The sequence below is a fragment of the Salinicola rhizosphaerae genome (genome assembly GCF_014652715.1).
Lineage (GTDB): Bacteria > Pseudomonadota > Gammaproteobacteria > Pseudomonadales > Halomonadaceae > Salinicola > Salinicola rhizosphaerae.
In genome coordinates, this window is the sequence record NZ_BMZI01000001.1 from 151,846 (window position 1) to 173,444 (window position 21,599).

The following is a 21,599-nucleotide window of genomic DNA, read 5'->3' on the forward strand; positions in this document are numbered from 1 at the left end:
AATGACAAGAGTACAAATTTGGGGAGTGGTCGGGGCGGTTATCGCACTCTGGTTGCTGGTGCTGCTGGAGCCGATTCTGATGCCGTTTTTCGTCAGCATGATACTGGCCTATCTGGGCGACCCGATCACCGATCGCCTCGAGGCGCGGGGGCTGTCGCGGCGCCTGGCCGTGAGTGTCGTTTTCCTGCTGCTCAGCGTACTGGTGATCGGCGCCATCGTGATTCTGGTGCCGGTGCTGGGACGCCAGATCGGCCAGCTGATACAAGCCTTGCCCGAAGTCTTCAACTGGGTGCAGGCAACGATCCTGCCCGAAATCCAGTCGCTGACCGGCATCGACTTCACCGCGGACTTCGATCAGCTGCGTGAAGCGCTGATGAGCAACTGGCGCGAGACGGGCACTTATGCGGCGGCGTTCCTGGCGCAGGCATCGCGCTCCGGGCTGGCGTTCGCGGTGTGGGTCGGCAACATCGCCCTGATTCCGGTCGTCACGTTCTACCTGCTGCTGGACTGGGATCGGATCAAGGGCTATCTGCAAGACATGCTGCCGCGTCATATCGAGCCACGAGTCACCGCGCTCAGTACCGAGTGCGACGAGGTGCTCTCGGCCTTCCTGCGCGGGCAACTACTGGTCATGCTGAGCCTCGGCGTGATCTACGCCATCGGTCTCAGTGTCCTCGGCCTGCGCTTCGGGCTGTTGATTGGATTGATGGCGGGACTGGCCAGTATCGTGCCCTACCTGGGAATGATCGTCGGTATCCTCACGGCGCTGGTCGTGGCGTTCTTCCAGTTCGATACCTGGCTGCCACTGGTCGGAGTGCTCGTGGTCTTCGGCATCGGTCAGATCGCCGAAAGCACACTGCTGCAGCCGCTGCTGCTTGGCGACAAGATCGGCCTGCATCCGGTGGCGGTGATCTTCGCCGTGCTGGCGGGCGGGCAACTTTTCGGCTTTACCGGCATCCTGCTGGCGCTGCCGGTGGCGGCCGTGATCATGGTCCTGCTGCGCTACGTCTATCAGCGCTACCGCAATAGCCAGCTCTACGATCGCGAGCGAGTTCGCACCACCGCGGCGGTCACTGCCAAGCGCGAGGGCGACCGATGAGCCCGACCTCTTCACAGCTGCCGCTCGGCGTCGGTCTACGCGACGATGCGACCTTCGCCAACTTCTTTCCCGGCGCCAACGCCTCCCTGATGACCCATCTTGACGAGCAGCTCGGTGAGGGCGGCGAGCCGTTTCTCTATCTGTGGGGCGGTGAAGGGGTGGGTTGCAGTCATTTGCTGCAGGCCGCTTGTCACAACGCGGATGCCGAAGGCAAGCGCGCGCTCTATTTACCGCTCGATGCCCTCGGGCATTTTCCCCCCGATATTCTCGAAGAACCGGAACGCCTCGACCTGCTGGCAATCGACGATCTGCAACTGGTGGTCGGCCGCAAGCGCTGGGAAGAGGCGTTGTTCCACGGTTTCAATCGGCTACGGGATGCCGGCAAGCGGCTGATCATTGCGGCGGATCGCTCGCCGCGTCAGCTGGAGGTCAAACTGCCCGATCTGGCGTCACGGCTGACCTGGGGCGTGGTGTTTCACGTTCAACCACTCGACGACGGGCAGCGGCTGGCGGCGCTGCAGCTGCGGGCGCGCGTCCGAGGGATGCAGTTGCCCGACGAAGTCGCGCGTTACATCCTGCATCGCGGGCCGCGTCAGCTCGACCGACTCTCCGAGATACTCGCCAGGCTCGATCGCGAATCGCTCTCCGCCAAGCGCAAGCTGACCATCCCCTTCGTCAAGCAGGCGCTCGAGTGGTGAGGGTGCGCTGTTCGCGGATCAAGCGATGCAGCGTGCTCATCAACTTGGCCGCGCCTGGCGATAGACGCCGTTCGCGCAGACTGATCAGCCCGTAGGGCTGCACGCTCAGCGCGTCAGCCGTGGGCAGTCGGTAGAAGCGGGGCTGCGCGCAGAGCAGGTCCGCGACTTCCCGCGTCGTGACGGTCACTGCCTCTGATTTGTCGATCATGGCAAGCGACATGTAGATATCCGGCGTGTTGATGACGCGCGCGGGCATCGCGATGCGGTGATGCAGAAAGAGATGCTCCACCCGCTGTCGCATCAGCGTGCCCGGAGGCTGCAGCACCCAGGGATAATGTCGCATTTCCTCCAGTGCGGCGGCTCGGGATCGTGCGAGCGGGTGGCCAGCGCGGCAGACGAAGCAGAGTTTTTCCTCGCCGATCTCCTCGAAAACGAAGTCGCTCGCCGGAGTGCCCAGTGGAATTCGCGCAATGGCGAAATCGAGCTCGCCATTCCTCAATCTCGGCACTAGCTTGCCGCTGACATCCACATCGATATTGACCTTAAGATTCGGGCTTTCGCGGTGAACCTGTTCGACGGCGCTGGCAATCAGGGTCACGGCGGGCGCTTGCACGGTTCCGATCGAGACGGTACCGGCATTGCCTTCGTTGAGCGCGTTGATTTCCTCGCTTGCCTGATTGAGCGCGTCGAGCATGCTGTGCGCATGTCGGATCAGGCTTTCGCCATACCAGTTGGGCGTCACGCCTCGAGAATGTCGCTCGAAGAGGGGCACGCCCAGTAGCCGCTCGATGTCGCCGAGCAATTTCGAGGCCGCCGGTTGGCTCATGCCCAAGCGTTCTGCCGCGCGATGGAGATTGCGGCAGTCGTCCAGCGCCACGAACAGCTGAAGATGTCGAAACTTGAGCCTGGCACGCAGGAACCAGTCCGGAGACAGCAAATCCACGGGTCGCGATCTCATCACGGGCGGGGTTCAAGGCGTGCGACGTTTTGATGAGGCATAACGAGGTATTGTCGCATAGTCAGATTGAGGGCTCCGGGCTACGTTTTAGAGGTTCCAGTCGAGCATACGATCATGAGGAGTCTGTGATGACGCGCCATGTCTTTGCTTTTCCATTACGTTTTCTGGGATTGATGCTCACCCCGGCCATGCTCATGGTTCAGGTGCAAGCTCAGGCCCAGGGCGAGCCGATGTCTTCATCGACGACCGACGCTTTGCCAGCCGGTGTCCAGCGGTCGATCTTCGGGCGTTTACCGGACGGTCGCGAGGTCGACTGCTATCGAATCACCAACGACGACGGTCTCGAGATGCGAGTCATCAATTATGGCGGCATCATCGTATCGCTTAAGACACCCGATCGAAGCGGCGATCTTGATGACATCGTGCTGGGCTTCAACGCCTTGGACGATTATCTCTCTAATGCTTACCGTCAGGCCAACCCCTACTTTGGTGCCCTCATTGGTCGCTACGGCAATCGCATCGCCAATGGCCGTTTCTCGCTGGGAAGTGAAACCTATCGACTGCCCACGAACGACGGTCCCAATACACTTCATGGCGGCGATGTCGGTTTCGACCAGCGGCTGTGGCATGCCGAGCCATTCTCTTCCGTTCAGGGGAGAGGGGTAGTCCTCACCTACACTAGCGAGGATGGCGAGCAAGGTTTTCCCGGTAGGCTTTCGACGCGCGTGAGCTACACGCTGACCAACGACAACGAACTGGCCATCGATTATCGGGCCAAGGCCTCGCGAGCGACGCCGGTCAATCTGACGCAACACAGCTATTTCAATCTCCACGGAGAAGGCAACGGCAGTATCATGAACCACCAGTTGGTGATCAACGCCAGCGCCTATACGCCCATCGATGACACGCTGATTCCGACCGGAGAAATCGCCAGCGTCAGCGGCACACCTTTCGATTTTCGCGAGCCGACTGCCATCGGGATGCGCATGGGGCAGAAGAACACGCAGCTGGCCTATGCCAAGGGCTATGACCACAATTTCGTGCTGTCCAGAAATCCCGGTCAAGCCGGGCAATCGTCGCTGGCGGCCCGAGTCATCGAACCGCAGAGTGGTCGCGTACTCGAAGTCTCGACCACGGAGCCAGGGCTGCAGTTCTACTCGGGCAACTTTCTCGATGGCACTCTGATCGGGAAACGTGGACAACCCTACACTCTACACGCCGGCTTGGCGCTGGAAACGCAACACTTCCCGAACTCTCCCAATCAGTCCAACTTCCCTTCGACGATCGTGCAGCCGGGCGAGACTTACCATTCGCAAACCGTTTACCGGTTTTCGACGACGCAGGATCTGCCTGGCTTCGCTCCCTTTTAATCTAACGGCAAGTCGCGCAATCAAGCGTATGAAAACCGCCATGGATCGTGGCGGTTTTTTGGGGATAAAACGTCCGTTTGACCAAAGTCTTGAAACGACTTTAGTCGGGACGAGACACCTGGGACTATCCGGTTTTCCCGCACTCCGTTTGTACTGCCTATCGGCCAATAGCAACTACCGTATCACTCCACCATCGTATCGATATTTGTCGGTTATCGGTCGGCTACATACCGTGACCTCACCGCAAAAACAGCGGGTACTGGTGCATCGCACGTATCAGCCATGACCTGCACGTCATCCGATAACAACCACACGCTCCCGGTGGAGCTGGAGGCAGCCGTGATTAACTTCCTGAAATCGTCTTTGCTGGTACTCGGAGTGGCCAGTTTCGGCATGGGCGCCGGATCTTCCCTGGCACAGAACGACGTAAAGATCGGGTTTATCGTCAAAAAGCCCGAGCAGGCCTGGTTCATCAATGAACAGGATGCGGCGAGTGCGCTCGGCGAGCAGAAAGGCTTCGAGGTCGTTCGGCTCTCTGGAGAAGATGGCCAGCAGGTGCTCAGCGCGATCGACAATCTTAACTCTCAGGGCGCGCAGGGATTCGTGATCTGTCCGCCTGACGTGCGCCTGGGACCGGCCATCGCCAACCGCGCCCAGCAGTACGGCATGAAGGTCGTGACTGTCGACGACCAGTTTCTGGGGCCGGACGGGGAGCCGATGGCCGAGGTGCCACACCTGGGTATGTCCGGCTACAAGATCGGCCGTCAAGTCGGCGATGCGATTGCCAAGGAAATGAAGGCAAGAGGCTGGGAGCCGCAGAGCGTGGCAGCCCTGCGCATTAGTAACAATGAATTGCCGACCGCCAAGGAGCGGACCGATGGCGCGACCGATGCGCTGCTGGACGCCGGCTTCGTCAGTGACAACATCTTCGATGCGCCGCAGCAGAATACGGATACCAGTAGTGCCTTTGCCGCGGCGTCGCCGATCTTTTCCAAGAACGGTCGCTTCGAGCATTGGGTGATTTACGCGCTCAATGAAGAGAGCGTGCTAGGTGGCGTGCGCGCTAGCGAACAATATGGCCTGGCGCCGGATCAGGTCATTGGTATCGGCATCAACGGCTCCGGGGCGGCATTCGCCGAATTCTCCCGCCAGAAGCCGACCGGGTTCTACGGCACCGTGGCGGTCAGTTCCACCATGCATGGGCGCCAGAGTGCCGACAATCTCTACACCTGGATCACCGAAGACAAGCAGCCGCCGGCCAATACCGAAACCACGGGAACGCTGATGACCCGCGACAACTGGGAACAGGTACGAGAAGACCTGGGCCTTTAGCGCAGCAATAACGCGTCGCCGACGCCACGAGAGTCGGCAATCGATGGGTCTTCGAGGAGAACAGGGATGAGCGAGGCGTATTTACGCGTCGACGGCATCACGGTCGAGTTCCCCGGCGTTCGTGCCTTGGACGGCGTCAGCTTCGCGGCGCGAGCGGGTGAGGTGCACGCGCTGATGGGTGAGAACGGGGCGGGTAAGTCGACCCTGCTGAAGGTGTTGAGCGGCGTCAATCGTGTCACGGGCGGCCAACTGTGGATCGACGGTGAACCGACGGTGTTCGATAACGCGCGGGAAGCGCTGCGGCGAGGCATTTCGATCATCTACCAAGAGCTGACGCTGTCGCCCAATCTGTCGGTAGCGGAAAATCTGCTGTTGGGGCAGTTGCCGGTCAAGCGCGGTTTTCTCGATCGGCGACGCTTGCGAGAGCGGGCGATGTCCATTCTGGAGGAACTGGGCGAAGGCGATATTCATCCTTCGACCAAGGTGCGCGAACTGTCGATTGGCCAGCAGCAGATGATCGAGATTGGTCGGGCATTGTTGCGCGATGCCCGCATCATCGCTTTCGACGAGCCGACCAGCTCGCTATCCGTCCAGGAAATCCGGCATCTCAAGCGAATTGTTTCGCGTCTGCGTGAGGAAGGGCGTGTGGTGCTCTATGTCACGCACCGCATGGAAGAAGTGTTCGAAATGTGCGACGCGGTGACGGTCTTCCGAGATGGCCGCCATATTCACACGCACGAAACGCTACACGGGCTCGACCACGACACGCTGGTCAGCGAAATGGTCGGCCGTGAAATCGAAGACGTCTACGGTTACCGACCTCGGCCGCATGGTGATGTGCTGATGCGCCTAGAAGCGATCGAGGGGCGAGGCGTCAAGGCGCCCGTCAGTCTGGAAGTGCACCGCGGCGAAGTGTTCGGGCTATTCGGACTGGTCGGCGCCGGGCGGAGCGAGTTGATGCGTCTGGTCTGTGGTGCTGAACGCGCCGCTGGTGGGCAAGTCCTGTTTGACGGCGCGACTTGCCGATTTGGCTCTGTCCAGGCGGCCATTCGGGCCGGTATCGCCATGTGCCCGGAGGATCGTAAATCGCAGGGGATATTTCCGGTCGCCAGCGTCTCGGACAATCTCAATATCAGTTGCCGTCGTTTCTTCAGGCGTTGGGGTGGCTTCCGTGATCCGCAGCGCGAGACGGCGAATACCGAAGATTACATTCGCCAGCTTCGCATCAAGACGCCGGGACCGAAGACTCCCATTGCCAACCTCTCCGGTGGCAACCAGCAGAAGGTGATACTGGCGCGTTGGCTGGCGGAGAAGATCGATCTGTTCGTGATGGATGAGCCCACTCGCGGCATCGATGTCGGCGCGCGACGGGATATCTACTCACTGCTTTACGAGCTCGCCGAACGCGGCAAAGGCGTACTGGTGATCTCTAGCGATTTGGCGGAAGTCAGCTCGATCTGCGATCGCATCGGGGTCATGCGAGACGGCGAGTTGATCGACATCGTATCGCGCGATCAGGCGACGCCCGAGCGCTTGCTTGGCTTGGCGCTGCCGGCCTGATGCCGGCGAGGCATGCGCTGAGATCGCGTTTTTCCTTCCCCATTCAGAACCGAGAATCGCAAGAGGATTCCGAACCATGACTGACAAGGTCGTCAATTCCACGGCAATTCCCGTCCAAGGGCGACGGGGGCTGCCCAAACCGTTGCGAACCCTGCTCGATACGTCGGGCCTGATCGCCGTTTTCATTCTGCTATTCATCGGCTTGTCCGTGCTCGTCCCCGATTTTCTGACGGGGCGCAACATCGTTGGCCTGCTGCTCTCGGTGACGCTGATCGGCACGATCGCGACCACCATGATGATGGTGCTGGCGCTGGGTGAGGTCGACCTGTCCGTGGCGTCCATCGTCGCCTTTGCCGGTGTCGTTGCGGCGATCGTGACCTCGACCAGCGGCAGCGTCGCCATCGGCGTGCTGGTCGGTATCGCAGCCGGTACTGCCGTCGGGGCGTTCAACGGTTTCGTGGTCGCCCGCTTCGGCATCAACTCGTTGATCGCCACGCTGGCCGCCATGGAGTTCGTACGGGGTCTGGCCTACATCACCTCGGGTGGCGATGCGGTGATGATCACCGTTCCCGGGTTTTTCGAACTTGGCAGCGCCTCGTTTCTCGGGCTGACGCTGCCGGTATGGACGATGATCGGCTGCTTCGTGGTATTTGGCGTCGTCCTCAACATGACGGCTTTCGGTCGCAATACGCTGGCGACTGGCGGCAATGCCGAGGCAGCCAGTCTGGCTGGCGTCAACGTGCGGCGTCTGAAGATCACCGTCTTCGCCCTTCAAGGGCTGGTTGCCGGCATCGCCGGCGTCTTGCTCACCTCAAGAATGGGGCTGGGAGATCCGAATACCTCGCAAGGGCTGGAGCTTGCGGTGATTTCTGCCTGTGTACTGGGCGGGGTATCACTCTCTGGCGGGGTGGCGTCGATAACCGGCGTGCTGGTTGGCGTATTGATCATGGGTTGCGTGCAGAACGCGATGGGCCTGCTGAATGTGCCGACTTTCTATCAGTACCTGGTACGCGGTGCGATTCTACTGCTGGCGGTGATGTTCGATCGCTGGAAACAGAGTCGGCGGGCTGGCAGCGGGTAATAAGCGCCATCACGATCGCGCTGCAACTTTGGTCTCTGAGACGAAGGCGTAAAGCCGTCCTGCAGCGCCTGTCTTCTGCCACGGTCCGTTTTTTCGATAACTATATCGATATCGATGGCTCCATAAAATTGGATTATCGGTTATCGATTCTCCCGGTTACTGTCTGCGCATTCGCGGCTAGCACGCCAGCTTGAGTGCCGCGGAACCGTGAGGAGATTCCATGCAAGAGACGACACAGGCCGCAGCGGATATGTCCACGCTGGGATTGATGGGCATCGCCGCGGCGGCAATCGCCATTCTTCTGATATTGATCATTCGGGTACGTCTGCATCCGTTCTTTGCGCTGGTGATCGTCAGTATCGGCACGGCGCTGGCTACCGGCATTTCAGTCGCCGACCTCCTGCCGACGTTGTTGAGTGGCTTCGGCAAGACGCTCGGCAACGTGGCGCTGCTGATCGGCTTTGGCGCGGTATTGGGGCGGCTGGTGGCGGTTTCCGGCGGGGCGCGGGTGCTCGCCGATACCCTGATTCGACTGTTCGGCCGTGATCGCGCACCGCTGGGTCTGTCGATTGCCTGCTTGCTGTTCGGATTCCCGATCTTTCTCGATGCCGCCTTCGTGGTCATGCTGCCGGTGATCTATTCGGTCGCCCGTGAGCTCAAGGCGTCACTGCTGCTTTACGGTCTGCCGGCGGCCGGTGCGTTTCTGGTCATGCATGCGCTGATGCCACCGCACCCCGGCCCGGTTGCGGCAGCGGTCTTCCTGCAGGCCGATATCGGTCAGGTCCTGTTCGTCGCGCTCTGCGTAGGATTGCCCACCTGGTATGTGATGGGTTATCGGCTATCGCTGTTGCTGGCCAATCGTGCGCCTTTTCAGCCGGTACCGAATTACATGGGTGGAGACGACGACGAGATTTCCGCCGAGAAGCGCCCGGCATTCGGCACGGTGCTGCTGGTGCTATTGCTGCCGCTCATCCTGATCTTCCTCAATACCGGCCTCTCGACGCTGGGCCAGAGCGGTGCCATCGACGGCGACAACCCGCTGGTATCGGCACTGATGCTGATCGGCGAAACACCGATCGCGTTGCTGATCAGCACCTGTATCGCGATGTGGCTGCTGGTGATTCGCGGGCGCGAACGCGGCGCCATGGATTCGATCAACGAGATCGTCGAACAGGCGCTGTCGCCGGTCTGCTCGATCATTCTGATCACTGGCGCGGGAGGCATGTTCGGCGGCGTGTTGACCGCCAGTGGCATTGGCGAGGCGCTGGCGGACAGTCTGCAGGCCTTCGGGCTGCCGGTGATCGTCGCCGGTTACGTGATCGCCTCGGTCATTCGAATCGCGCAGGGATCGGCGACCGTCGCCGGGACCACTGCGGCGGGGATCATGGCACCTGTGGTACTGGGCGATCCGTCGCTGGTCGGCCTGCCGGCCGCCTGCGTCACCGTGGCGATCGTGGCCGGCGCCATCGGCTATTCGCATGTCAACGACTCCGGATTCTGGCTGGTCGGGCGTTTTCTGGGCGTCGATACCAAAACCATGCTCAAGACGTGGACGGTCGTCTCGATCGGTATCTCGCTGATGGCATTCGGCCTGTCGTGGCTCGCGTTTTCGCTGCTGTAAGGCATTTCGGGCGACGGCCATCTCGCTGTCGCCGTGACCACCCATCACCGTGACGGTTCGCTGCCGCCCACCGGCGGCTCGAGGAGAAAGAGAATGAGCGATTCGAAAGAAGGTTCACGCAAGCTGCGTTCGGCGCAGTGGTTCGGCACCGCCGACAAGAATGGTTTCATGTACCGCAGCTGGATGAAAAATCAGGGCATTCCGGACCATGAGTTCCAGGGCAAGCCGATCATCGGCATCTGCAACACCTGGTCGGAACTGACGCCCTGCAACGCGCACTTCCGCAAGCTGGCCGAGCACGTCAAGAAGGGCGTGCTGGAGGCCGGCGGCTATCCGGTGGAGTTCCCGGTCTTCTCCAACGGCGAGTCCAATCTGCGGCCGACGGCGATGTTCACTCGCAACCTCGCCAGCATGGATGTCGAAGAGGCGATTCGCGGCAATCCCATCGATGCGGTCGTGCTGCTGGTCGGCTGCGACAAGACCACGCCGGCGCTGTTGATGGGCGCGGCGAGCTGTGACATCCCGGCGATCGTGGTGACCGGCGGGCCGATGCTCAACGGCAAGCATGAGGGCAAGGATATCGGTTCCGGCACCGTGGTGTGGCAACTGTCCGAGCAGGTCAAGGCCGGGCAGATATCGATTCACGACTTCATGGCCGCCGAAGCCGGCATGTCACGCTCCGCGGGTACCTGCAATACCATGGGCACGGCCTCGACGATGGCCTGCATGGCCGAGTCGCTGGGCGTCTCGCTGCCGCACAACGCCGCGATCCCGGCCGTCGATTCGCGCCGCTACGTGCTGGCGCATCTCTCGGGCAACCGCATCGTCGAGATGGTCAACGAGGATCTGCGGCTTTCGAAGATTCTGACGCGTGAAGCGTTCGAAAACGCGATTCGCACCAACGCGGCGATCGGTGGCTCGACCAACGCGGTCATTCACTTGAAGGCGATTGCCGGACGTATCGGCGTCGACCTTGCGCTGGATGACTGGACTCGTATCGGCCGTGGCACGCCGACGATCGTCGATTTGCAGCCCTCCGGTCGCTACCTGATGGAGGAGTTCTACTACGCAGGTGGATTGCCGGCCGTGCTGCGTCGTCTCGGTGAGGCCGACCGAATTCCCCACAAGGATGCGCTGACCGTCAACGGCAAGACGCTGTGGGAGAACGTGCAGGACGCGCCGCACTACAACGACGACGTGATCCGCCCGCTGGATAACCCGCTGCGCGAAGACGGCGGCATGTGCATCCTGCGCGGCAATCTGGCGCCCAATGGCGCCGTGCTCAAGCCTTCGGCGGCGAAGCGCGAGCTGATGACGCATCGTGGTCGTGCGGTGGTGTTCGAGAATTTCGATGACTACAAGGCTCGAATCAACGACCCGGATCTGGACGTCGAACCCGACGATATTCTGGTGCTCAAGAACTGCGGGCCGCGCGGCTATCACGGTATGGCCGAGGTCGGCAACATGGGATTGCCGCCGAAAATTCTCGAGCAGGGTATCACTGACATGGTGCGCATCTCCGACGCCCGCATGAGCGGCACCGCCTACGGCACCGTGGTGCTCCATGTCGCCCCGGAAGCCGCTGCCGGCGGCCCGCTGGCGGCAGTCAAGAACGGCGACTGGATCTCGATGGATTGCGACAGCGGGTCGCTGGATCTCGAGGTCGACGATGCCGAGATCGCCCGGCGGCTGGCGCAGGCCGATCCAATGGCGGCCTCGAACGAGATTGCGCGCAGCGGCGGTTATCGCCAGCTCTATATCGAGCGGGTGCTACAGGCCGACGAGGGCTGCGACTTCGACTTCCTGAGAGGCTGCCGGGGGAGTGAGGTGCCACGCCATTCGCATTGAACTGATAGAGAATCGAATTCAACCGGAGGGCACGAAAGCATTCGAGCGATATTCAGACAAGGCAAAAATTGGCGACCAGGCGGACCGGGCTGACGCACCAGTTTACGAGGGTGTAAATGAGTACTGGGAGCCAATTTTTAACACTGTATGAATGAGCGCAGACGCTTTCGTCACTCGCCCATCAACGTGGCGGTGATTTTTCTGGCACCGCCTCTTTCGCGATGCTCGCCGAGCCAGATGCCTTGCCAAGTCCCGGTGAGCAGCCGCCCCCGCTCGACCGCCAGTGTCAGTTCGGTGCCGAACAGGCTCGCCAGCACGTGGGCGGGCATGTCGTCCGGCCCTTCCAGGGTGTGGCGCATGCCGGCGAGGTTTGCCGGCGCCAGCTTGTCGGCGAACAGGGCCATGTCGTGTCGTACGTCGGGGTCGGCATTCTCGTTGAGCGTGAGTGAAGCGGAGGTGTGCATCAGTTGCAGATGCAGCAGGCCGGTCTTGATCGAACGCATCTCGTCGATGGTGCCGAGAATCTCGTCCGTGACCAGATGAAACCCGCGCGAGCGGGGCTTGAGTGAAAACTGTTGGCGGTGCCACATGGCGCGCTCCTGACGTAGTCGATGAATATGGGGTCAGGATAGACAGCCTTGAGCGTCGACGATAGACGGCCCGGAGCGTCCACCACAGACAGCCTCGAGCGTTTAGCCAGAAAACGTCGAGCGATCGGGCTGACCTGGATTGGGCGCGATAGCCGACAAAAGTCGCACGTCTGGAAAGCGTCCGGCGGGTTAGTCTGATTTCACTATCGGACGAGGGACGCGCGGCAGGCGATTTGCCGTTGTCGACCATTGGTCTGTTGTCGAACACTGATCGAGAGGAGCGGGATCTCTGCATGAAACGGCGTGAATTCTGCAAGGCGGCGGCTGCCGGTGCGAGCCTGGTCGCACTGGCCGGTTACCTGCCCGAGAGCCGGGCACAATCGGGTTCGGCGAGTCGAGATCGAGTCAGGATGGATGTCGGCATCGTGACCTGGACGCTGGGCATGACCGAGCCTGAAGCGGTGGCCCGAAAGGCGGTGTCGCTGGGACTGGATGGCGTCCAGTACGCCGGCGACTATCGAGACTGCAGCGGTAGCGCGTTGCGCAAGGCCCTCGATGCGGCCGGCCTTCGGCTGTTTGCCGTAGATCCGTTCAATGCCGGCCCTCCCGACCCTGAGAAGGCCACCCAGGCAGCCGCCATCGCCTACTACCGACGTGTCGTGGACTTCGCGGCGGATGCTGGCGGTGCACCTGTGACGCTGCAGGGGCTGTCGCAGTGGACGCGCAATTGTCCCGATCGCGAGTCGGCCATGGCGCGGCTTCTGGCATGCTGCGAAGCGGTCGACCATTACGCACAGCAGCGGGGCGTTACGACGCTGTATGAAGCGTGCAATCACTACGAAGTGCCTTTGATGCACACGGCGGCAGACTGTCAGGCGCTGATCCAGCAGGTGGGCGGCGACAACATGCGGCTAGTTCTCGACAGCTTCCATATGAATATCAACGAGGCCGATCCACTGCGCGTGCTGCGCGATCACGGCGCCATGACCGAGATCTATCATATTTCGGATTCGGGGCGCGGGGGGATCGGCAGCGGACATATCGATTTCCGTGCGCAGTACGAGGCACTGGTCGAGTCCGGGTTCCGCGGCAGCGTCGCCGTCGAGCCGGTGCTACCGGCGCTGACCCCGAGCAATCCGCCGCGAACCGCGGCCGAGCGGCAGGCGCTGGATGCGGAGATCGCTCGCAGCGTGGCCGCGTGGCGCCGCTTCATGGCGGCGTAAGCACGACTCGTACCGAGGCGATGCTTGTCGGTCGCCTCTTTCAATCTTCGATACCCGGGGAGGGAGTCATGAAAACACGCGCGGCAGTGATTCGAGAGATGCAAAAGCCTCGACCTTACGGGGCGTCTCTGCCCCTGACGATCGAGGAGGTCGAACTCGATGGCCCTGCCCCGGGTGAGGTGCTGGTCAAGCTGCGGGCCGCCGGGCTCTGTCACTCCGATCTCTCGACGATCAACGGCGACCGACCGCGACCGCTGCCGATGGTGCTGGGCCACGAAGCGGCCGGGGAAGTGGTGGAAATTGGCGAAGGGGTCAGTGATCTGGCGATCGGCGATCACGTCGTGTTCTCGTTCGCGCCGAGCTGCGGCACCTGTCCGTCGTGTCTCTCCGGGCGGGCGGCGTTGTGTGGTCCCGGGCAGGTGGCCAACACGGCGGGGCATCTGCTCGGCGGTGGCATGCGGCTGCATCGAGGCGACGAGCGACTCTATCACCACATCGGCGTTTCCGGGTTCGCGGAGTACACCGTCGCCTCGCGCCGCTCGCTGACCAGGATCGATCCGGCGCTGCCGTTTCACATCGCCGCGCTGTTCGGCTGCGCGGTGCTGACGGGCGTAGGCGCCGTGGTGCATACCGCAGGGCTTCGACTGGGGCAGTCGGTACTGGTCGTCGGCCTCGGTGGCGTCGGTCTGGCCGCCGTGATCGGTGCCCTGGCCGGCGGCGCGCGCCAGGTCATTGCCGCCGATCTCTCCCCGGACAAGCTGGAAACCGCGAAGGCGTTAGGGGCAACGCACGTCGTCGACAGTGGCGACCCCGATGCGCTGGCGCAGGTGCGTGAGGTCAGCGGCGGCGGCGTGGATATCGCGGCCGAATTCGCCGGTGCTGCAAAGGCGCTCGAGTTTGCTTACGAATCCACCGCACGCGGCGGCACGACAGTCACTTCCGGTCTGCCCCATCCGGATGTGCGTTTCGCGCTCTCTCCGACGCGACTGGTCGCCGAGGAGCGCACGCTCAAGGGGTCTTACCTTGGCGGACACGTGCCGGCGCTCGACGTGCCCGAATACATTGCGCTCTATCAGTCCGGGCGACTGCCGGTCGACCGCCTGCTCACGCACCGGCTGAAGCTCGACGAGATCAACGAAGGATTTGAGCGCCTCGCCTCGGGCCAGGCGATCCGCCAGGTGATCGATTTCGATTGAGGCAATGGCGGCACGCGTGGGAGGGACGCGATAGAATGTCGTTTCAACGACATCCGCCACGCGAAGCGGGTGCGTTCCCGTGCGAAACGATGCACGGCCGTGACCGACTGCTAGTCTTGAATGAGTCCTTTGCCACTTCATCCGCCGCGCCGGCGTCGCGCTCAGTGCGCACTCCGGCCGGTGTTTCACTCGGTAAGCCAAGGAGAATCTCATGACACGGACTCGCATCGAGCGCGACAGCATGGGCGAACTGGAAGTCCCGGAGAGCGCACTATATGGCGCCCAGACCCAGCGCGCCGTCGACAATTTCCCGATCAGCGGTCAGCCGCTGCCGCCGCAGTTCATTGCCGCGGTGGCGCGAATCAAGCGGGCGGCGGCCGAGGTCAATCAGGCGCTGGGGCTGCTCGATGAGGCTCGCGCCAAGGCGATTGTCGCCGCCGCCGACGAGATCATCGCAGGCCAGCACGTCGATCAGTTTCCGATCGATGTCTTTCAGACAGGCTCCGGCACCTCGACCAACATGAACGTCAACGAGGTGATCTCGCATCTCGCCAGTCGCGACGGACTCGACGTCGGGCCGAACGATCACGTCAACATGGGGCAGTCGAGCAATGATGTGATCCCGACCGCGATTCACCTCGCCGCCGCGGTCGAGGTCAACGAGCGGCTGCTGCCGGCGCTGGGCTATCTGCGCGCGGCCGTCGATCGAAAGGCAGCCTCGGTCGACGACGTGGTCAAGACCGGACGCACGCATCTGATGGATGCGATGCCGGTTCGCCTGAGCCAGGAGCTGGGCGGCTGGTCCAGTCAGATCGGCCAGGCCGAAGATCGCTTGAAGGATGTGCTCAAGCGGGTAACGCGACTCGCGCTTGGCGGCACTGCGGTGGGCACCGGTGTCAATGCGCACCCTGAATTCGCGGTCAAGGTCGCGGAGAAGCTGGCGCGTGACACGCAGCTCGAGTTTCGTCCCAATGACAGCTTTTTCGCCAGCCTGGCCTCGCAGGACGCGGCGGTCGAGCTTTCCGGGCATCTGAAGACTTACGCCTGCACGGTCATGAAGATCGCCAACGATCTGCGCTGGATGAACTCCGGGCCGCTCGGCGGGCTTGGGGAGATCGAACTGGAAGCGCTACAGCCGGGCAGCTCGATCATGCCGGGCAAGGTCAATCCGGTCATACCGGAATCGGCCGCGCAGGTGGCCGCGCAGGTCATCGGCAACGACGCCGCGATTACGGTCGGCGGGCAGAGCGGCAATTTCCAGCTGAACGTGATGTTGCCGCTGATCGCGCACAATCTGCTGGGGTCGATCGGGCTACTGACCCACGTCAGCCGGTTGCTGGCGGATCGCGCGATCGCGACATTCAACGTGCGCCGCGACAACATCGAGGCGCCGCTGTCCAAGAATCCGATTCTGGTCACCGCGCTCAACTCGGTGATCGGTTACAACGCGGCCGCGGCGGTCGCCAAGAAAGCCTACCAGGCCGGGCGTCCGATCATCGATGTGGCCGAGGAAGAGACCGAACTCTCCCGTCAAGAGCTCGAACGGCTGCTTGACCCCGCCAAGTTGACCGAGGGCGGCATTCCCGAGTGATATGCGTCGCCTCCGCAAGGAAGCATTTTCGGGGATCGACAACCAGCAATGCCACCGTATCGGTGGCGTTTGTCGTTTCAGAGGCGGGCTGGCCCTGACTTGGCCGCCGGGGGCTTTCCCGGCGCCTGGGTCTTACTCCTCGACCTGAATGATCTTCATGGTGTTGGTGCCGCCGTGGGCGTTCATGTGATCCCCGCGGGTCAGGATCACGTGGTCGCCGCGCTTGGCCAGACCACGGTCGACCAGCTCCTTGATCGCGCCGGCATTGATCTCGGTCAGCGGGAAGCGCGAGCTGTCGAATACCAGCGAAACGACGCCGCGATAGAGCGCCATGCGGCGCTGTACCTGCGTATTCTCGGCCAGCGCGACGATCGGCAGCCCCGAACGGATACGCGAGGCGATCAGCGGCGTATAGCCGGTGGCTGTGACGCAGGCGATCGCCACGACACCGGACAGATGATTGGCCGCATACATGGCGGAGAGTGCGACGGTTTCATCGACGCGCGTAAAGCCTTCGTGGATGCGGTGCTTCGACTCTTGCGCGCTGCGCTCACGCTCGGCACCCAGGCAGAGACGGTTCATGGCGCGAATCGTCTCGACCGGGTAGTCACCGGCGGCGGTCTCCGCCGAGAGCATGACGGCGTCGGTGCCGTCGAGCACCGCGTTGGCGACGTCGAAGACCTCGGCGCGCGTCGGCAGCGGGGACTCGATCATCGACTCCATCATCTGAGTGGCGGTGATGACGACCTTGTTGAGCGTGCGAGCGCGGGCAATGATCCGTTTCTGGACCCCGATGAGCTGCGCATCGCCGATCTCCACGCCGAGATCGCCGCGTGCCACCATGACCGCTTCGGAGGCACGGATGATGTCATCCAGCGTTTCCGGGTCGGCGACGGCCTCGGCGCGTTCGATCTTGGCCACCAGACCGATATCCTCACCGGCCTCGCCCAGCAGCTCGCGGGCATACTGCATGTCGGCGCCGCTACGCGGAAAGGAGACGGCGAGGTAGTCGACGCCGATCTCGATCGCCGTCTTGAGGTCTTCCTTGTCTTTCTCGGTCAACGCCGAGGCGGACAGGCCACCACCCTGCTTGTTGATGCCCTTGTTGTTGGTGAGCTTGCCGCCCACCTTGACCGTGGTGAAGATCTGCGGACCCTCGATGCGATCGACCTCGAGCACGAGTCGCCCGTCATCGAGCAGCAGCACGTCGCCAGCTTTCACGTCATCGGCGAGCTCCTTGTAATCGCAACCGACGCGCTCCGCGTTGCCGGCATCGCGCTCGAGCGAGACATCGAGCACGAACTTCTGGCCCTTTTCGAGCTTGACGCCGCCCTCGGCGGCAAACCGCGCGATACGGATCTTCGGCCCCTGCAGGTCGCCGAGTGCGGCTACCGCACGGCCATGACGCTCGGCGGACTCGCGAACCGCCTGCAGCCGGCGACGGTGATCGTCGGGGTTACCGTGGGAGAAGTTGAGACGGACGACGTCGACGCCGGCTTCGATGATGGCATCCAGCACGCCCTCGCGATCCGTGGCGGGACCGAGGGTGGCAACAATCTTGGTGCGGCGGATCGGGCCGTGAAACGCGTGCTGCATGGAAATTCTCCTGGCAACTGGGTGAGGTATCTGAACGCACTCGACATCGGGTGCGATACCGACAGGTGGTGATTTTACAACAAGGCAGGGGACTTGTCCGAAACGCGACCTTGCGCTATTCCATCAAGAGCGACGATCGACAGGGAAAAGTTCTGTCCGGTCGGTCGCGTGCATGTTGACCGCATGGGCATGTCGTTACGATGACGTGAAGACGTTGTCTCTGTCTGTCCTGGCTCGGCCGCTGCCTTTCCTGGCTCGAGTGTAGCGCGGCTGGCGTCGGCCCGACATCGACGAAAGTCGTAGTTCGCTCGGAGAATTTGCACGCCAACGGGTTGGAATCGGCGACCGCAAACCCATCTAGGAAGGCCTGCCAAGCGCCGTCACGGTAGTGAGTCGGTCTGGCACACGATCACGGAAGCGGAAAGAGGGATCGCTGGCGCCATCCGAATGGCTGGGGTAGGGTAGGCGGATTTTACGGCAGGGTCCCATGTCAGCGCCGTCGAGCACGCCATCGGCTGGAACCGCCACATCCTATATAGAGAAAGATAGAAGAAGCAGGAGCGCTATGGGCAAGTCTCTGGTTATCGTCGAGTCGCCGGCCAAGGCCAAGACCATCAACAAGTATCTCGGCAACGATTTCGTGGTGAAGTCGAGTGTCGGGCATATTCGTGATCTGCCGACCAGCGGCTCGTCGAAGCAGGCCAGCGATCCCAAGGAGCGAGCGCGTCAGGCGGCAGCGACGCGCAAGATGTCGCCGGACGAAAAGGCCGAGTACAAGAAGCACAAGCAGTGGGATCAGCTCGTGCGTCGCATGGGCATCGACCCCGAGCACGGTTGGCGTGCCAACTACGAAGTGCTGCCCGGCAAGGAGAAGGTGGTCGACGAGCTCAAGAAGCTCGCCGACAAGAGCGACACCATCTATCTCGCGACCGATCTGGACCGCGAGGGGGAAGCGATCGCCTGGCATTTGAAAGAGACGATCGGTGGCGACGACTCGCGCTACAAACGCGTGGTGTTCAACGAAATCACCAAGAATGCGATCCAGGAAGCGTTCAAGCAGCCGGGTACGCTCAATATTTCCCGTGTCGAGGCGCAGCAGAGCCGGCGCTTTCTCGATCGCGTGGTCGGTTTCATGGTCTCGCCGCTGCTCTGGAGCAAGGTGGCGCGCGGTCTTTCCGCCGGGCGCGTGCAGTCCGTGGCGGTCAGGCTGATCGTTGATCGGGAACGTGAAATTCGCGCCTTCAATCCGGAGGAGTTCTGGGACGTCCACGCCGATACGGTCACCGCCGACGGCGAGCCGATTCGCTTCGAGATCGTGCGCCAGAACGGCGAAACCTTCCGGCCGACTTCCGAGCAGGAGACGATGACGCGCATCGCGCCGCTGGATCGCAAGTCGTTCAGCGTGACCGATCGCGAGACCAAGCCGACCCGTTCCAAGCCCAATGCGCCGTTCATTACCTCGACGTTGCAGCAGGCCGCCAGCGGCCGGCTCGGATTCTCGGTCAAGAAGACCATGACGCTGGCTCAGCGCCTCTATGAAGGTGGGTACATCACCTACATGCGTACCGATTCGACGAATCTGTCTCAGGACGCGGTGGCCGCCGTGCGGGATTATATCGGCGACGAATTCGGCAAGCGCTACCTGCCCGAGGAGCCCAACCGCTATTCGAGCAAGCAGAATGCGCAGGAGGCCCACGAGGCGATCCGTCCGTCTAACGTCACGCAGCGTGCCGACGATCTGCCGGTGGAGCGAGATGCGCAACGGCTCTACGAGTTGATCTGGCGGCAGTTCGTGGCGTGTCAGATGGTGCCGGCGGAGTATCTCGCGACCACGCTGACCATCGAGACCGACGGCTTCGAGCTCAAGGCGCGCGGCCGCGTATTGAAGTTCGACGGCTATACTCGCGTGATGAAGCCGATGGCCAAGAAAGACGAACAGGCGCAGCTCCCGGACATCGAGACGGGCGCCACTCTCGAACTCGACAAGCTCGATCCGCAGCAGCACTTCACCAAGCCGCCGGCACGCTATACCGAGGCAAGCCTTGTCAAGGAGCTGGAGAAGCGCGGCATCGGACGGCCTTCGACCTACGCCGCGATCATCTCGACCATTCAGGACCGAGGCTACGTCAAGCTCGATAATCGTCGCTTCTACGCCGAGAAGCTCGGCGAGATCGTCACCGACCGCCTGGTCGAGTCGTTCAATGACCTGCTCGACTATGGCTTCACCGCGCGAATGGAAGATCGCCTCGACGGGGTCGCCGACGGTCACGAGAACTGGCAGAAGTTGCTCGACGCCTTCTACGCCGACTTCAAGACTAAGCTCGATCACGCCGAGGGCGACGAGGGCATGCGGCCCAACGAGCCGGTCGAGACCGATATTGCCTGTCCGACCTGCGGCCGACCGATGCAGATTCGAATTGCCTCGACCGGCGTGTTTCTCGGCTGCTCCGGCTACAACCTGCCGCCCAAGGAGCGCTGCAAGACCACGATCGATCTGATTCCCGGCGAAGAGGCGGTGCCGGCGGATGCCGATGAGGCGGCGGAGACCGATGCGCTGCGCGCCAAGCGCCGGAATCCCAACACCGGCACCGCGATGGATAGCTATCTCATCGACGAGACGCGCAAGCTCTATCTCAGCAACGACGATGATGGCTACTACGAGATCGAGCAGGGTCGCTTCCGCATCAAGGGCTACGACGGTCCCGTGATCGAATGCGACAAGTGCGGCTCGGAGATGCAGCTGAAGAGCGGGCGCTTCGGCAAGTACTTTGCCTGCACCAACGAGGCGTGCGGCAATACGCGCAAGCTGCTCAAGAGCGGGGAGGTCGCGCCGCCCAAGATCGATCCGATTCCGATGCCGGAGCTCAAGTGTCAGAAAGTGGATGACACCTATGTGCTGCGCGACGGCGCGAGCGGACTGTTCCTGGCTGCGAGCCAGTTTCCCAAGAATCGCGAGACACGCCCGCCGTTGGTCAAGGAGCTCAAATCGCACGCGGAGGAGCTGCCCGAGAAATATCACTTTCTGCTCGAGGCGCCAAGCGAAGACCCGGACGGCCGGCCCGCGCAGATCCGCTTCTCGCGCAAGACGAAGAGTCAGTACGTCATGACCGACGACGACGGCAAGGCAACCGGCTGGAAGGCAACCTTCGAGGGCGGCCGCTGGCAGGTAGAGGATAAACGCAAGTGAACCCTGCTGCACGAACCAATCAGCTGCTCTATCAGGTGGAGCTGCTGCTGGAGCAGACTGTCGGGAACGACGAGCACGCGGTGGCTCGTCGCATGGCGCTGGAGGAAGCCGCGCTCGGTCAATTGGAGCTGGCGCTCGATGCGCTGGCGCGTGAAGTGACCGGACATACCGATCTTTCCCACCGGGGCTTTCGTGACTGGCTCTCGACCGACGTCAACGTGGCGGAGCTCGAGCGCCTGCGCGGTCTGGCGAGTGCGCCCGAGAGTTGGCTGGCTGTCTTGCTCACGCGTCTCGAGGCGCTGCATGGCGACGACGGTGCGGCGCGTCGCGAAGCGCGCCGTGATCTCATCGCGAGTGCATCGGCGCCGCCTCTCGGCGAGCAGCTTGGCTGGTTCCATCGCGAGTTCAAGGCGTTGCTGCCGAGCCTGCGCGAGGGCAGCCTGGAGTGGTGACCGGCTTCGGTCGATCGTGTTAGCCTGAGAACAGCCATACAACGACCGGGGCGTGCGCGCCTTGGTCGTTTTTTATTGCGACTGTCGTTATCCACGCCTCTTGCCTGGGCGACTTTTCACGTTGCTCAAGCGCGCTCTCACGGCGTCATTCATTTTTACATACGCCGTCTTCTCGCCCGGCGGGTCGACGGCAAGCG

General features: G+C 62.3%; 16 protein-coding genes. 13 read left to right on the forward strand and 3 right to left on the reverse strand.

Translation table 11 applies throughout. From position 1 onward, the window contains the following. Window position 1: 1 nt before the first annotated feature. Window positions 2-1,099, forward strand: coding sequence for an AI-2E family transporter (locus tag IE125_RS00610; RefSeq protein ID WP_189442660.1), 1,098 nt, complete (start codon window positions 2-4; stop codon window positions 1,097-1,099). Next, window positions 1,096-1,797, forward strand: coding sequence for a DnaA regulatory inactivator Hda (gene hda / locus IE125_RS00615; protein WP_189442661.1), 702 nt, complete (start codon window positions 1,096-1,098; stop codon window positions 1,795-1,797). Before IE125_RS00610 ends, hda begins: the two co-directional genes overlap by 4 nt. Here hda and IE125_RS00620 read toward each other — a convergent pair. Beyond that, window positions 1,775-2,740: a LysR substrate-binding domain-containing protein gene (locus IE125_RS00620; RefSeq protein WP_189442662.1), complete on the reverse strand. Its 966-nt coding sequence runs from the start codon at window positions 2,738-2,740 to the stop codon at window positions 1,775-1,777. The genes hda and IE125_RS00620 overlap by 23 nt on opposite strands. A gap of 143 nt (window positions 2,741-2,883) precedes the next feature. On the opposite strand from IE125_RS00620, the gene IE125_RS00625 reads away from it, so the two are divergent. The 6 genes from IE125_RS00625 to IE125_RS00650 all read left to right on the forward strand — a co-directional run bounded on the left by IE125_RS00625 (window position 2,884) and on the right by IE125_RS00650 (window position 11,567). Beyond that, window positions 2,884-4,125: an aldose epimerase family protein gene (locus IE125_RS00625; protein ID WP_229808854.1), complete on the forward strand. Its 1,242-nt coding sequence runs from the start codon at window positions 2,884-2,886 to the stop codon at window positions 4,123-4,125. A gap of 393 nt (window positions 4,126-4,518) precedes the next feature. Continuing rightward, window positions 4,519-5,457, forward strand: coding sequence for an arabinose ABC transporter substrate-binding protein (locus IE125_RS00630; protein WP_189443160.1), 939 nt, complete (start codon window positions 4,519-4,521; stop codon window positions 5,455-5,457). Window positions 5,458-5,523: 66 nt separating this feature from the next. Next, window positions 5,524-7,017, forward strand: a complete 1,494-nt coding sequence (gene araG, locus IE125_RS00635) for an L-arabinose ABC transporter ATP-binding protein AraG (protein ID WP_189442663.1) — start codon at window positions 5,524-5,526, stop codon at window positions 7,015-7,017. A gap of 76 nt (window positions 7,018-7,093) precedes the next feature. Then, on the forward strand, window positions 7,094-8,098 hold the full coding sequence (gene araH, locus IE125_RS00640) for an L-arabinose ABC transporter permease AraH (protein ID WP_189442664.1): 1,005 nt from the start codon (window positions 7,094-7,096) through the stop codon (window positions 8,096-8,098). 220 nt (window positions 8,099-8,318) lie between these two features. Continuing rightward, entirely contained in the window at window positions 8,319-9,719 is a 1,401-nt protein-coding gene (locus tag IE125_RS00645) for a GntP family permease (RefSeq protein ID WP_189442665.1), read from the forward strand. A gap of 93 nt (window positions 9,720-9,812) precedes the next feature. Then, window positions 9,813-11,567: an IlvD/Edd family dehydratase gene (locus tag IE125_RS00650; protein ID WP_189442666.1), complete on the forward strand. Its 1,755-nt coding sequence runs from the start codon at window positions 9,813-9,815 to the stop codon at window positions 11,565-11,567. A 170-nt stretch (window positions 11,568-11,737) separates the two neighbouring features. Here the strand turns inward: IE125_RS00650 and IE125_RS00655 are convergent, their stop codons facing one another. Beyond that, window positions 11,738-12,157: a secondary thiamine-phosphate synthase enzyme YjbQ gene (locus IE125_RS00655; RefSeq protein WP_189442667.1), complete on the reverse strand. Its 420-nt coding sequence runs from the start codon at window positions 12,155-12,157 to the stop codon at window positions 11,738-11,740. 293 nt (window positions 12,158-12,450) lie between these two features. Here IE125_RS00655 and IE125_RS00660 point away from each other — a divergent pair, with 293 nt between their 5' ends. From IE125_RS00660 to IE125_RS00670, 3 genes are all read left to right on the forward strand, one after another. Next, entirely contained in the window at window positions 12,451-13,380 is a 930-nt protein-coding gene (locus IE125_RS00660) for a sugar phosphate isomerase/epimerase family protein (protein ID WP_189442668.1), read from the forward strand. A gap of 68 nt (window positions 13,381-13,448) precedes the next feature. Further along, window positions 13,449-14,576: a zinc-dependent alcohol dehydrogenase family protein gene (locus IE125_RS00665; RefSeq protein ID WP_189442669.1), complete on the forward strand. Its 1,128-nt coding sequence runs from the start codon at window positions 13,449-13,451 to the stop codon at window positions 14,574-14,576. A 211-nt stretch (window positions 14,577-14,787) separates the two neighbouring features. Then, window positions 14,788-16,167, forward strand: coding sequence for a class II fumarate hydratase (locus tag IE125_RS00670; RefSeq protein ID WP_189442670.1), 1,380 nt, complete (start codon window positions 14,788-14,790; stop codon window positions 16,165-16,167). A 132-nt stretch (window positions 16,168-16,299) separates the two neighbouring features. Here the strand turns inward: IE125_RS00670 and pyk are convergent, their stop codons facing one another. Continuing rightward, entirely contained in the window at window positions 16,300-17,763 is a 1,464-nt protein-coding gene (gene pyk, locus IE125_RS00675) for a pyruvate kinase (RefSeq protein ID WP_189442671.1), read from the reverse strand. A gap of 565 nt (window positions 17,764-18,328) precedes the next feature. Between pyk and topA the strand changes: the two genes are divergently transcribed. Beyond that, complete coding sequence (topA, locus tag IE125_RS00680; protein WP_189442672.1) at window positions 18,329-20,950, forward strand: type I DNA topoisomerase; 2,622 nt, start codon at window positions 18,329-18,331, stop codon at window positions 20,948-20,950. Further along, a complete protein-coding gene (locus tag IE125_RS00685) occupies window positions 20,947-21,402 on the forward strand; it encodes a DUF6586 family protein (protein WP_189442673.1) in 456 nt (151 codons plus the stop codon). Before topA ends, IE125_RS00685 begins: the two co-directional genes overlap by 4 nt. Window positions 21,403-21,599 lie beyond the last annotated feature (197 nt).